Below are 13,327 nucleotides of genomic sequence, written 5' to 3'. Positions count from 1 at the left end.
CGCTGGGCGCGGGTAGGGAGGCCATCAGGGCGTTTCCGCGAAGACGGGGCTGGGGGCGAGTTCGTTGGCGACGGTGAGGAGGTGTTCGTCGCGGAGAGGCCCGTCAGGGAAGGCTTGCAGGACTGCCGCCGGGACCAGGCGCTGGGTGAGGTCGGAGAAGGTGTAGCCGGGACGGTCTGTGTCAGGGCCGGTGAGCTGGACGAGCTTGTCGAAGGTGTCGGGGCGGACGGTGATGCCGTGCAGGGCCCGGGTGAGTACGGCACGGCGCTGCTGGTCGTCGGGGCGGACGAACGTGAAGGTCGCCGCGGCGCGGCGCATGAGGGCGGGGTCGAGTGCGCCGACACGGTTGGTGCACAGTACGACCAGGACAGGGAGTCGGGCGCCGGCGAGGCTGTCCACACCGGCGAGGAAGGCGTCCACTCCAGCACGGTCCTCGTGGTGCATCTGCTGTGCCTCGCGGGACTGGACGAGGGCGTCGGCTTCGTCGACGACCAGTACGAGGACAGTGTTGACACCGCGGGGGTCGCGTGCCCGGCGGCCCTGCTCGTGTACATACGAGAAGGCGTCTCCGATCAGCGCGGTCATCTCGCCGACCAGGCCGCTGCCTCGCGTGGCGAGCTTGAGCCGGTACAGGTAGACCGGCAGGTCGAGCTGTTCGGCCAGGTCACATCCGAAGGACTCTGCGAGGGCGGACTTCCCCGAACCGACGTCCCCGGAGAAGACGAACAGCGGTGCGCGGTCGGCGAACAACTGGAGCGCTGCGGGGTCTGTTCCCGGGTGGTGTTGACGCGCCCACGCGTGCAAGCGATCGGGGTCCGCCAGGAGGACGGCCTCCTTACGTAGCTGGCGCTTGACTGTGTCCAGGCCGATAAGGCGGTCGTACCGTGCCTGTCGGGTGGGTTCGGGCAGTTCGATCACGGGGTGAAACAGGTCGTCCTGGCTACTCACGGGTGTCGTCCTCGGTGCTGGTGATGGAGGGTTCACTGGGCCTGATAGACATCGCGGTCGACACCGGTGCCGTTGCGGGCATAGCTGCGGCCGGTCTGGGTGGTGCCGGCGTTCGCGGTCGGGGCGTCGGCGCCCGTCCGTCTCACCGGCAGGGCGACCTTGACTCGGTCTCGGTCTGCTGTGGCGAGGAGGTGGAAGGCCGGGCTGTAGGTCACGTAGCTGTAGAAGTCGAGTCCGGTGATGTCGGCGCTGCGCGGCAGGCTTCCGGGCCGGGTGTCGACGAGGTGGCCGCCGGTCGTCGCGCGGTAGCGCAGACGCAGCTTCCAGGCGTTGGAGCCGGTGTCCCGGAAGCCGAAGTCGACGGTGCCGAGGTAGCCGTCCTTGAGGAGCATGGCGACTTCCTCGACGTAGTTGTCGATGTCGGTGTGCACCGGTTTGCCGTACAGGCTGTTCAGCTGGCGGAGGTCGGCGCCGACTTTCGCCCCGATGTAGCGCGCGTCGGTGAGGGTGAAGGTGGCGGAGCGGGCGTAGGAGGCGGTCACGGTTTCAGGCTCCTTCGAAGGAGGGGCCGAACAGCGTGCGCCAGGCGTCGTTGGCGTCGCCCTTCGTCGGTGCGGTCGCGGCCCAGGAGATCTCGTCCAGCGAGGTGGCGGCCTGGTCCACAAGGCGCTGCCGGTCGTGTTCGGTGTAACTGGAGGCGACGTTGTTTTCCGGGTTGACCGGGTCCCAGACCTGGATGGCCTCGTAGGTGGTCAGCACGTCAGCGGGGTCGTAGAAGTCGTCGAAGACGATCGGGGACTTCAGACCGGTACGGACGATGTAGGCCAGGACCTGCTCGATCGCGCGCGGGTAGTCGTCGACCTCCAGGGACTCGCCGTTCCAGCCGTTGTCCCAGAGGTGCGCAACGATGAGTTCGAGCAGGAAGCTCTTGCAGCGCAGGTCGGGGTCGAGGCGCTTGCTCTCGCGGATCCAGGCCTTGAGCAGCCGGATGAGCTCCGCGTAGCCGTGGCCGGCCTTCCTCTTCCGGGTCCGGATGAACTCGAGGTGTTGGGTGACGGAGGTCAGCACCCGCTCTCCCTGCCGGGTGATCAGGTAGCCCTTGTCGTCGGATTCCCCGGTGTCCAGCACCGGCGCGACATCGATCTTGAGACCGGAGCCACGGAGGGTGATCCCAACGGCGTGCTGCGAAATGACGAAGTCGTCCGCGACCTTCGTCTTCCCGTACACCTCGATGCAGCGGTCCCGCAGCCACTCCAGCAGGTCGGCCTCGGGCGCGTCGGGGTCACAGGAACGGACGTAGGCCGCTACGTCGGCATCGGAGCCCTCGCCCTTGCGGCGCTTGATCGCGGTGTGCTTCGCGGTGCTGCCCGACGCCCGGAGCTTGACCAGGTCGTAGTCCGGGTGATCGTCGATGAAGGACTCCAAGCGCTCCCTCAGGTGGTTGACCTGCCTCCGGCGCTCTTTGGCGTCATCCCTCAGCACGTTCACCTTGTTCTCGGCGTGCTTCGCCAAAACCTTGTGGCTGACGTGGCTCTCTCCCGCCATCGGGTCCCGCCTCTCCCCGCGGGACCACCCCGCGACAAACGATTACTAAAAGTTGTGTGCACCTAGTTGGTGCATAAGATCAAACTCACTGCGTCGAGAGAGTAGCATGCACAGATCCGGTAAAGACAACCTGTTCCAGAGGTGGCGGTTGAAGATCCTCTTCGGCGATGGCGAGCTGGCCCGGATCTGCAACGACGACGACGTCAGGCGCAGCCGGTACGGCCCGGCACTGGCTTCAGCGATCCGTCGGCGACTTGGAGAGATATCGGCTGCGGCGCACCTGGCCGAGCTCCGCCGCCTGCCCGCTGCTCGACTCCGCCACCACCCGACCCGCGGCGACGGGTACGTGTTGATCTCTCTGGGGCCGGCCGCCGATCTCCTCGCACGGCCGCGCGACGCCCCGACACTCACACTTCCCGACGGACGGCTCGATGAGCAGGCCGTCCGAGTCCTCGTCGTAACCGAGATTGTCCTGTGATCAGCCGCCTAGCCCCCTCACGGCCCCTTCCTCACCAGGAGAGAGGCACACTCCGATGACCTTCGGCGCCCCCGACCCCCTCGAGTACTCCCCGCAGACTGTGCCGCACCCGGGGGAAACCCTTAAGGAGACCCTGGAGGAACTCGGCGTTTCTCAAGCCGATCTCGCCCGCCGTACCGGCCTCTCAACCAAGCACGTCAATCAAATCGTGCAGGGCATCGCATCCCTTAGTCCGGAAACCGCACTTCTCCTTGAACGGGCTACTGGAGTCCCTGCCACCGTATGGAATACGTTGGAGGCTGGCTGGCGAACCCAATTGGCCCGAAAAGAGGAACAAAGCTCCCTGGCCGGCCAAATTGAGTGGCTCGACAGGTTCCCGCTGGCCGAGCTGGTTGCTCGAAACATTCTGCCCGACCGAAGTAAAACAGTTGCCAATGTACAGCGGTTGCTCGACTTCTTCGGTGTCGCTAGTCCCACGGTTGCCGAAGAACTGTGGAACGGCTACAGCGTGGCATTTCGTCGATCATCTGCAACGGCCCCCAACGAATATGCCACTTACGCCTGGCTCCGGCTGGCTGTTATCGAAGCTCGACGTCGCCAATGTAAGCAGTTCCGACGAGAGACACTGCAAGATCTCCTACCAACCCTCCGCGCGCTGAGTACGCAGGCCCCAGACACATGGCTCACACAGTTGCCCAATCTCTGCGCGGAGGCGGGAGTGGCAGTTGTCTTCTCGCCAGCATTCAAAAATACCAATCTATCGGGCGCGACCCGGTGGCTCAATCCCGACAAGGTATTGATCGCCCTAACCGACCGCTACAAGAAGGACGACCGTTTCTGGTTCACCTTTTTCCATGAGGTCGGACACGTTCTACTGCACGGAAAGCGTCTGACCTTCCTCGATGAGGATCCCTTCAAAGGAAAAGGGCCAGCGGAAGAAGAGGCAAATAATTTCGCGGCCCAAACCCTGATTCCCTCAGAATACGAATCAGCCTACGCAGCACTCCGACGCCAGCCTAAACCGTTCACTCAAATCAGCCGATTTGCAGAAAAAGTCGGCGTCGCACCCGGCATCGTCGTGGGCCGCCTTCAACACGACAAAGCACTGGACTGGAAAGAGGGAAATAAACTCAAGCGCGACTTCGATCTCGAATCCATCGCTGCTACACAATAGGACGGCCCTATAGCGTAACGGCACGGAGAGAAATCAATCGAGACGGATCATTCCCGTGCTTCTCGGGTGAATTAGGCTCCGACTGCGCCAGCAAAGTCGAAGCCACTCCACCGTCAGGGCTTCGGCGTAGTTGTGTGACGCCTGTTTTGTGATCACGTGAGGCCGAGGAGTGCGAGGGGGCGGCGAGGGTCGCGGGCGTTGCGGCGGAGGCCGGCCGCGATGTTCTTCACTCCGGCTGTGCGGAGGGCTCCGATGGCGAGGTTGCGCCAGGTGGCCATCGCGCGGGGTGCGTTGCCGGCGAGCTGAGCCGCTGTGGCCTGCTCGGCGGTCAGGCTGGTGGCGTGCTCCAGTGCGGCGAGCAGGTGGATCTTGCGGCCCGTCGCCCTGGCCGTGCCACGCAGGCTCTTGCCGTCCACTGCGAGGCCGCGCAGCCCGGTCGTTTTCGGGCGGCGGTCGGCGAGCCATCGTCCGACCGCCCCCCGGCGCGTCGCCGTCGATGCGGGCCGGCAGTCGGCGGACCGTGGTCTCTGCGGGCAGGACCCGCCTGGGCAGAAGCGGATCGGGGACTGCACCGACTTGTTCCAGCAGATACCCAGGGGCATCGGCGATCCATTCGCCGACCGCCGGCAGCGAGGTCGCTCCGGCCGGCACCGCGCACGCGGTGAGAGCGAGCACGACGGTCAGGCGGTGGCGCACCCCGCGTGGGTCACGCGGGTCCGGCACCTCGGCCAGCCGCTCCAGCAGGCCCGCGACCTCCCCGGGTACGACCTGCGGATTCTCGCGCAGTCGGGCAAGGGCAGGCGGGATCAGAGATGACGCGTCGCCAGGCACGGTCTTCCACTTGGATCACGGGACGCAGAGAACTCCATGATCCTGGAAGCCGTGCCTGTCACGTCCCGAGAGCACCGCCGCCGAGCCGGCAGTCCGCCACCAACCGGGCGTCACGCGACCACCCCGAACCCCTGAGTCGGGGACGGGCTCGTGGCGCACGTTCACGGCAACGCCAGCAGGAGCGACCGCCCAAGCCGTCCCCATCGAAGGGGACCGGCACCGCAACCACCGTTCCTCTGCTCGAACTCCCGTTGCCGGAGCGCAGGCCGGGCCCAGCGAACACCAGTGCGCCACCTGCCCGTATCTGCCACTATGTGATGTCTTCTTCATCATCACCTGGGGGGCAGGGGTTATGCGGACCACGGCAGCGCTCATATCCACGGCAGCCCTGCTGCTGACACTTTCCGCCTGTTCGGACGGATCAGGGGACTCCGGCAGCCCGGCGGACAGTGCCACAGCTTCCTCCCCGACGGCCGCCACGGCCACCACCGCGCCCCCGGCCGACGCCGAGGCGATCCGCGCCTGTATGACGGGTGTCGACGCGCTCTTCACCGCGGACTGGTCGCGGACGACCCCGCCGGAGACCCGGCCGCCCGGCTGCGAGTCGCTGTCGGTCACCGAATACGGCTACGCCTACCGGGGCGCCGTGGCGGCGATCGCCCAAGATGGGGAAGACTTTTACAACGAAAACGACGGACTTCCCTCCGACTGGCCTTCGTGAGCGATCCCCGGTTCGTAGCCCGGTACGGATCACCGACCGTTCGGCCGCACCAACCGCGCCTCGTACGCAAACACCGCCGCCTTCGTCCGACCCCGCAACCCCGCCTTCACCAACACCCTGCTGACCTGCGCCCTGATCATCGGCTCCGCCCCCACCAGCCGCTCCATGATCTCCGCGCCGGACAGCCCCCGCGCGATCCGCACCAGCACCTCCGTCTCCCACTCGGTCAGGCCGCCGTACACAGTCTGCACAGAGGGCATGACACGCGGGCCTCACCATCGGTGCCCCCGCGCCTCGCCGAGAGCACCAACCTCGCCGCCAGCGTTCGGCGCAACGCCCGTGACACCAGCAGGTCGCTCGCCCTCCTCGGAATCACATGATCACGAAACGGGCGTCACGCGACTACGCCGAAGCCCTGACTCCACCGTAAATTCCAGATGACAGAAGGCGACACTTGATAAACGTAAGGCGCCCATACATTTCACAGTTCGGTGCGCCCCAGTCCAATGTTCTGGATCGCATCCAGGACTTCAATTCCGAGTGGCGTCAATTGCATTGGCTGGTTCCGTTGAGTTCGCACGTAAAGAGGACCTCCTAGACTTCGTTCGAGTTGCCTGATCTGCATCGATATCACGCTTCTACAGATTCCGAGGTTCTTGGCCGCCTCCGAAAGGGAGCCGTATGGGACTGCAGCTGCAAATCGCGCGAGCCGCTCCCATCCATAAATTCCGGTGAGCGCTGGATTCAGCACCTCGGGTGCACCATCAGCGAGAGATTTGGTGCCAGGTGTATCCTCTCCGCTTCTATCTCCGCGAGACTGTGGAGGAACGCGAAGAAGTTGATGCTTCCCGCTCCGCATCGACAGGTCCTTGCTTGACCCGCTGGCCGGCTCTGCGAGCCTGCGTTCTTGAATGTTGAATTGCTCTCGGAGCCATTCTCCCGCTAGGGGTGGGCATTTTCGCACACTTCCGGGAGGGCGACGCGGCAGCCCGTATTCACGGGCGATTCTACGGATCAGGGCACCGCTGGTGCCAAATTTGCGGGCGATTTCGGATTCCGAATAAAGCTCGTACTGGCGGGCCAGTTCCGAAGGCGGCAGTCGGCGCTTGAGATCTTCCCTAACCGCTCCAGCGGTACGGGCTTGCCATCGACTCTGCGGAGCGGGTTCTTGCTCGAGGATGTGGCAGATGACATGAGTTGATGTCGACAATCGGGTTGCTACTTGTTTTAGGCTTAGGCTTTCCCTTCGCATCAGTTCATGCACAACAGTCGCTTCGACTCTTGATGGATCGAATCCAGGTAGAGTGAGGCCGTCTAACAATTCAATCGGCGGTTGCCATTCGATTGGCTCGCGAATTCCGTGCCGATCCAGAAACTCAATGCTGGCTCTTTCAAGTTCCGCAGTAAATCCCGGCGTGAGGGTTTCCGGAAAATTTCTGAGCTGACTTCGCCAAGAACTGGTATTCGCCGCAAAGGGCTCTGGCGCAAGCTCGGCAGGAATCCCGCTGATCCGTTCGAAGAGATAGCAGCGGGTGAGCCGGTGCCGGGGGCCCCGACCTGTGGACGCTACTGATCTTCGGCAGAATTCATCCCACTCCTGCTCCGGCAGGAGTTGCGAGTAGTCAAGAAGACGGCGGCGCCGATAGTCGATGGGTGGTGGATTTCCGTCCAGGAATTCAGCAAGCCGGATAAGTGCCGTCTGAATGTCTCGCCAGTGTGGTCCATCTTGAAGTTGTTGAAGAATACGAGAACTGTTGGTGCTGTCGGTGACTTCCCCGAGTAGCTTCATGGCCCGGTCGTGAGTGAGGTTACTACCGACCTGCAAGACAAGGCATGGGAGTGCCGTCCTCAAGGTCTGGAGGTAAACACCTTTCTGGGGAAGAACCCTCAGCGCCCAACTAGCCCAAAGCATGGCCGGAATACGTGCAGACCTCTCAATCGACAGACCGGCAGGCGCTGGGGTGGCGGGCAACGGCGAGCCGGTTCGGTAACGCAGTCTGCTGATGGAAAGCATCGTTGGCTCAAGTGCGGAGAACAGAACCCCTCGCAACACCTCGCTAATGCCACGCCCCCAGTCAGAGATGATCACAGTAGGCGCGAGAGCCGGAGCCTGCGTTACAGGCGAAGGGATCTGGATTAGCCAGCGGAGAGCCTCGCCTGCCGCCCGAACATCTGACTTCAATAGGATCCGGATCGCTGCGGTGAGACCGGCCGCAACAGTCGTTGCTTGCGTTGGGGACATCGACCCTTCACGCCGAAGATCAGGTGTATGCAAGTCTCGTCCTGGTGACTGAGCCAGCCCCTCTTCATAGATCTCAAGTAAGTCATGAGGCAGAATCTGTACGAGATGCTGTCGAGTGGCCCTGCTAATGATCCGTGCAGCCACGGACTTGATGTCGGCCAGTGCAGTACGGGCATTTTGAGGGTAATCGGCATAGACACCAAAGGCGGCAGTATCTTCCTCGATCACCTGCATGAGAATCCGCTGGGTTGCGAGTGCCGGGTGCCCTGTTGGGAGTTGTGCCGTATGAGTTGTCGACAGCTGGTGACCGCAGCGCGCGGCCGAACGCCCGTAGGCAGCAGCGGCGCTTGGGTTCATGCACCGTCCCAGTCGGGATAGCTGGCCTCCCGGATCGGGTTGAAGGCGCTGCAGGCGTCCGCAGTCCGGGCAGAGATCGGCCAGCATTCTTCGGTGATCCAGGCATGCGAAGGACCAACCGAGGCGCCAGGACAGGAGCCACCGTCCCCCGTTCACGGAAAGGCAATCCGGGCAGTAACGGGAGCCCCTGCCCCGCCCCCAGAGCTGTCGTCCGTTGACCCGTCGAATGGCATGGTCGATCAGCAAGGCTCGTTGGTCGTAGTGGGCCAGTGTCATGCGGTGCAAGGTCTCTGGATCTGTTCCGGTAGCAGCTGAGATGCCAGCGGCTTCGTCGGCGCGAAGCGCAATCATCCAGTCGAGGGGCTTCTGCGGAAAACGCGGGCGAGCAAGACCAAGATGAGGCAGCAGATCGTTCAAAGGCGTCGTAAGGCGGTTGGCCAACACCTCCAGCCAGGAGTCCAGCGCTTCGCCAGGTAAGGGAGCAACCCGCAGTGGCAGGGTCCGGGGCGTCGTCATGGAGCCGAGTTCTTGCTCGCGCTCGCGTCGCCAGCCCTGTCTTTTGTGGTATCGCCGTTCATCCTGCGGTGCTTGAACTTGGCTTTCAAAGCCTTACTGGCTGTCTTCGAGGCGGCATCGATCTTCACTTCCTCGAGGAGCTTCTTGGTGAGCAGTTCAGTGCCTGTGCGTGCAGCACGTTGGCACCCTCGGTTGATCAGCGTCACGAGCGATCCGATGTGCCCTGTGGTACGGCGGTATAGGTAGTCAGAGAGTCCATCGGTGAGCATGCCAGCAAACATCCGGCTCAGCACGATCTGCTGTTCTAGATCCAGCAATAGCTGCCGCCACTGCCGACGGTGCTGGTCATTGTCGACGTCGAACGGAACCATGGTCAGCGAAGTTGCCCTGCGTCCAGTTTGCGACAAAGTGGTGTCACCGCTCTCATCGATTAGAGAGTAGAGGCCGTGCTTCTCCAATTCGACGCCGATGAAGATCAGCGTCACTGGGAACTGGTTCACGATGCGATTGAAGTGATCGCTTACTTCCTGGTCGTCCTTGTTCGTCAATTTAAGGAAATGCAGGTCGTCGATGATTAGGATCTTGGTTTCACATGCTAGGATGCAGTCCAAGGCCCGCTGGACGAAGAGAGCAGAAGTACCGCTAGTGCGTCCGGGGTGCGCATAGAACTCAAGTATGGATTTATTGAAATCCTTGATACCGGCGTTGCTCGTCAAGCCGATACGGCACACAGGCCATCGCTCGTGGCCCAAGTCTGTGAAGGCGCCCCTTCGCTGGATCTCCCGTCGGTGGTATTCGAGAGCGAAGTTCATTACTGCGGTGGTCTTGCCGAGTCCAGGGAACGCATCCACGGCGACTACGCGCCTCGGCTTTTTACCGCCCTGAAAATTGCTGTCCACGATGCCCCACAGGACTTCATGGACAGCTTCGAGCTGGGGTGTCTTAATCGGACCAAGGTTGGCATGCCACACACGGCGCCGTTTCTCGTAAGCCGCCCGTTCCGCCTCTCCCAGCGCGGCCAGCTGCTGAAGGGTCAGCAGGTCCGGCTTAGGACGCAGGGGCGATTCGGCGAGAGCGCGGAAACCCTCCTTGCGGGAAAGTGTCAGGTTGTCCAGATTCGGATTCTCGTCACGGGCTGGATCCCACTCCTGGGCATAACTCACGCGTTCCCCAAGTATCGGCGCAGTGGTCGTCAGAAATGAAGGCCACCTTCGTCAGCCCTCGCGATCAGGAAAGCCGGGCCAGGACCGCGCCGACTCCTGTCCGCTGCAGCCCAGCAGAATCAGCTGCGCAGGGGATGAGGTAGGCACGTCAGTCCGAGTACTGCTTCTGGCTGGACCGCCGCCAGGGCGTCGAAGAGCCAAACACATAAACTCCCGCACCCGCCCCGAGCGGCCTCCTTCCGTATCCCCATCGAGACAGAGCAGGCTAACCGCAACCGCTTCGACCACGGATGCCATACCCCAACCCTTAGCGAAGTACGCGCGCCGGCGGCAGCCTGGCCACCAGTTGCGCCGCCACGGTCACACAAGGATGGGCTTGCAGCACAAGAATTCGACGTTGGCCACCACATTGAGCGAATACTCAGAAAATTCGTTCACTTCATTTCCCGTGCGTGCCCCTCTTTAACTCGTCCGGCCCGTCCTCCTGCTCGGCCACGCTCGGGACGCCCGGTCACGTGGGTGGTGCGGTCGTCCTCGGCGGTGGGAGGAAGGAGAGGCCCGGTCAGCCCGAGGCCGACGGTGGGCCGGTCGGGGCCGGGCCGATCGGCCCGGCCCGGCCCCGACCGGTGAGAGGAAAACGCTTCGCTGCTACTTGACGGTGGCCTTGCTCTGCACGATGTACGCCGAGCCCGAGGCCGGTTTGATCGTGGTGGAGGTCGTGGCCACCGCCGCGTTGCGCACGGTCAGCCCCGTCTTCGCGCTGATCGACACCGAGGACAGGGTCAGCCCGGTGATCGGCCGCTCCGGCACGCCCACGATCTGCCCGGCCGTGTTGGCGCCGGTCGCGGTGACGTTGGCGATGGTGATGTCGTGGTAGTTCGGGGTGGTGCTGGTGACCGCCTGCGCGGCGTCGCCGTCCGCGGGAACCGACGGGTAGTACCCGGTGATCAGGATCGGGGTCGGCACATCGGTCATCGTCAGGTTCTTGTACGTGATGTCGTGGACCTCGCCGCCACGGCCCCGCGCGGTCTTGATCCGGATCCCGGAGGTGGTGCCCTTGAGGGTGTTGTCGTGGATGTTGACGCCGTAGACGCCGCCCCCGGTGAAGCTGCCGATGGACAGCCCGTGACCGTGCAGGATCGTGCAGTTGCTCAGCGAGATGTCATGGGACGCCCCCTCCGACGAGGAGTTGATGGCGATGTTGTCGTCCCCGGTGTCGATCAGGCTGTTGGTCACCGCGACACCCGAGGACGACCACACGTCGATCCCGTCGGTGTTGGGAGCGTCGTCCGGCGCGGAGATCGTGATCCTGTCGACGGAGGCCGTAGTCACCTTCTTGAGGGTGATGTGCACGTTCGGGGCGTTCTTCAACGTGATCCCGGTGATCTTCACGTTCGAGGTGTTGTTGATGAACATCAGGCCGGGGCGGGACGGTTGGGTCTGGCCTGCCTTGATCGCCTCCCAGGTCTTGGCCCACCACGGGGCGCCCTGGCCGTCGATGGTGCCCGCACCGCTGATCGTGAGGTTCTTCGCGCCGTGCGCCGCCAGCAGCGGAGCCCTCGTCGTTCCCGACAGGGGGTAGTCCTCCGGGTCCTGCGAGGCGAGCAGGGTCGCTCCGGAGTCGATGGTGAAGGTGAGGTCGCCGGCCAGTGTCAGGGCGCCCGAGAGGTACTTGCCGCTGGTCAGTTCCACCGTGCCCTTGCCCGCGCAGGCGTTGATCGCCTTCTGCAGGGCCGCGGTGTCCTTGGTCTTGCCGTCGGCCTTGGCCCCGTAGCTGGTGGGCTTGCAGACCGTGCCGGATGCCGGGCTCGTCGTCGTGGCGGTGGTGATCGGGTTCCAGCCGTCCGAGCCCGCCAGGTACTTCGCCGGAGTGTGGTTCGCCGCCTGCGAGGCGCTCAGTTGCGGCCGGTCGGAGTTGACCGCCGCCCCGGACCCGGTGTTCTTGTACTCGCTGAACCGGGCGTTCTTCCACAGGGAGTTGGACATGTCGCTCCAGGGCTGGCCGGTGTCGACCGACGCCCCGAGCGTGGACTCGCGGTAGAGCACCTGCGCGTCCTGACGCCACGGGCGACCGAGGTCGCCGCTCCCGCCGGCCGCGTCCCCTGTGATGTTCGACTTGTAGAAGAGGAATCCGTAGGCGCGGTTCGCCGGCGTGCTGGCCGCGGTGATGACACCGCCGTTGCCGAGCTGGTGGATCTCGCTCTGGTCGAAGACCGCGATGCCGCCGCCGAAGATGAAGTCGACGGTGCCTTCCACGTAGGACTTCTGGAAGTAGGCCCGTGCCGAGTCGTTGACCAGGAGGGTGTCCTGGTGGCCGAGGATCCGGACGTCGGTGAGGACCGCGCGGTCGGCGGACAGGCTCAGCGCCACCGCCTGGCTCGTGCCGGCCGTGTTGTCGTAGTCGTTGGAGACGGTCAGGTTCGAGGCCGAGAAGTCGTGCCCGTCGACGAACGCGGTGGCGCTGCCGAAGGTTCCGTACGTCGTCCCGTCCGACTTCTTGGTGCTCGCCCCGTGGTTGGAGACGAGCACGACGTCGGAGGCGGTGGCCCCGAGGCCCTTCAGCGTCACGTAGGGCTTGTTGCTCGGGATGGTGAAGACGCCCCGGTAGGTGCCCTTCCTGATGGCGACGGTCACCGGCTTGGTGTTGTTCGCCGGGACCTTGTCGATCGCCGCCTGCACGGTGGTGACGTCACCGGAACCGTCCGCGGCCACCGTGATCGTCGTACCTGAGGACGATGAAGAGGACGAGGACGAGGTGGTCGTCGCGGCGCTGGGCGAACTCGAGGTCGTGCCGACTGCGGTCAGCGACCAGCGCTTGTTGCTGTTGGTGGTGCAGGTCTCCTGGATGACGGCGGCGCCGGGCGCGGTGCTCGCCTTCGCGTCGCTGACGCACAGGCCGCTGTTGACGTTGACGATCTGGAAGGTGTTCTCCCGCGTCGCCTTCAGCTTCCACAACTGGTTGGCCTGGTCGGTCCCGCAGCCCCACTGCTGCAGCCGTGTGCCGCTCGCGGTGGAGGCGCCCGGAACGTCGAGGCACATGCCGCTGGCCGCGGACTTGATGTTGAACTTGCCCGATCCCCGGTCGACGAGGGTCCACTGCTGGTTGCTCTGCCCCTGGCTGCAACCCCACTGCTGGACCAGCGCCCCGCTGGACGCGCTGCCCCCGACGAGATCCATGCACAACCCGCTCTTGGCGACCGCGAGGTTGTAGGTGCCGGCCTTGACGCCGGACGCCCCGTCACCGGATCCCGCCCCGACGGTGGCCGCCGTAGCGAAACCGACTCCCGCGAGGACGAGAGCGGACACGCCGCCCACCGCCGCGATGGGCCACCGGGTCCGTCTGTCCCGTTTG

At 64.2% G+C, this 13,327-nt stretch carries 11 protein-coding genes and 1 pseudogene; 4 read left to right on the top strand and 8 right to left on the bottom strand.

The features are described 5' to 3' along the window. Positions 1–24: 24 nt before the first annotated feature. From IG08_RS0142540 to IG08_RS0142530, 3 genes are read right to left on the bottom strand one after another with little or no spacing between them, the layout of a single operon-like run. Positions 25–948 (bottom strand): AAA family ATPase, encoded by a 924-nt coding sequence (locus tag IG08_RS0142540; protein WP_030616322.1) that lies wholly within the window; start codon positions 946–948, stop codon positions 25–27. 32 nt (positions 949–980) lie between these two features. Next, positions 981–1,490: an HORMA-1 domain-containing protein gene (locus IG08_RS0142535; protein ID WP_030616320.1), complete on the bottom strand. Its 510-nt coding sequence runs from the start codon at positions 1,488–1,490 to the stop codon at positions 981–983. Positions 1,491–1,494: 4 nt separating this feature from the next. Next, the gene (locus tag IG08_RS0142530) at positions 1,495–2,493 is read right to left on the bottom strand and encodes a CBASS oligonucleotide cyclase (protein WP_030616316.1); all 999 of its coding nucleotides are present in this window, start codon (positions 2,491–2,493) and stop codon (positions 1,495–1,497) included. 148 nt (positions 2,494–2,641) lie between these two features. On the opposite strand from IG08_RS0142530, the gene IG08_RS0142525 reads away from it, so the two are divergent. Next, complete coding sequence (locus IG08_RS0142525) at positions 2,642–2,971, top strand: type II toxin-antitoxin system RelE/ParE family toxin (RefSeq protein ID WP_030616312.1); 330 nt, start codon at positions 2,642–2,644, stop codon at positions 2,969–2,971. A 55-nt stretch (positions 2,972–3,026) separates the two neighbouring features. Continuing rightward, complete coding sequence (locus IG08_RS57935; protein ID WP_078655956.1) at positions 3,027–4,145, top strand: HigA family addiction module antitoxin; 1,119 nt, start codon at positions 3,027–3,029, stop codon at positions 4,143–4,145. Between the two features lie 33 nt (positions 4,146–4,178). On the opposite strand, the gene IG08_RS57930 is transcribed toward IG08_RS57935, so the two are convergent. After that, positions 4,179–4,841, bottom strand: a complete 663-nt coding sequence (locus IG08_RS57930; RefSeq protein WP_234343109.1) for a transposase family protein — start codon at positions 4,839–4,841, stop codon at positions 4,179–4,181. Between IG08_RS57930 and IG08_RS62610 the strand changes: the two genes are divergently transcribed. Together IG08_RS62610 and IG08_RS0142510 are read left to right on the top strand one after the other, a co-directional pair. Then, positions 4,833–4,961: a hypothetical protein gene (locus tag IG08_RS62610; RefSeq protein ID WP_267964993.1), complete on the top strand. Its 129-nt coding sequence runs from the start codon at positions 4,833–4,835 to the stop codon at positions 4,959–4,961. The genes IG08_RS57930 and IG08_RS62610 overlap by 9 nt on opposite strands. A 367-nt stretch (positions 4,962–5,328) precedes the next feature. Further along, entirely contained in the window at positions 5,329–5,697 is a 369-nt protein-coding gene (locus tag IG08_RS0142510) for a hypothetical protein (protein WP_030616307.1), read from the top strand. A gap of 29 nt (positions 5,698–5,726) precedes the next feature. Here the strand turns inward: IG08_RS0142510 and IG08_RS0142505 are convergent. From IG08_RS0142505 to IG08_RS60350, 4 genes and pseudogenes are all read right to left on the bottom strand, one after another. After that, positions 5,727–5,945 (bottom strand): annotated as a pseudogene (locus IG08_RS0142505) (helix-turn-helix domain-containing protein); the annotation flags it as partial. A gap of 233 nt (positions 5,946–6,178) precedes the next feature. Further along, positions 6,179–8,812, bottom strand: a complete 2,634-nt coding sequence (locus IG08_RS57925; RefSeq protein WP_158812334.1) for a TniQ family protein — start codon at positions 8,810–8,812, stop codon at positions 6,179–6,181. Continuing rightward, positions 8,809–9,975 (bottom strand): AAA family ATPase, encoded by a 1,167-nt coding sequence (locus IG08_RS0142500; RefSeq protein ID WP_030616302.1) that lies wholly within the window; start codon positions 9,973–9,975, stop codon positions 8,809–8,811. Before IG08_RS0142500 ends, IG08_RS57925 begins: the two co-directional genes overlap by 4 nt. Positions 9,976–10,623: 648 nt before the next feature. Then, a complete protein-coding gene (locus tag IG08_RS60350; protein WP_199821031.1) occupies positions 10,624–13,281 on the bottom strand; it encodes a pectinesterase family protein in 2,658 nt (885 codons plus the stop codon). Positions 13,282–13,327: the final 46 nt, after the last annotated feature.

Origin of the sequence: Streptomyces fulvoviolaceus, from assembly GCF_000718165.1 — a bacterium.
Lineage (GTDB): Bacteria > Actinomycetota > Actinomycetes > Streptomycetales > Streptomycetaceae > Streptomyces > Streptomyces fulvoviolaceus.
The sequence above is the reverse complement of the archived record's forward strand: the minus strand, read 5'-3'. Positions and strand labels throughout refer to the sequence as shown.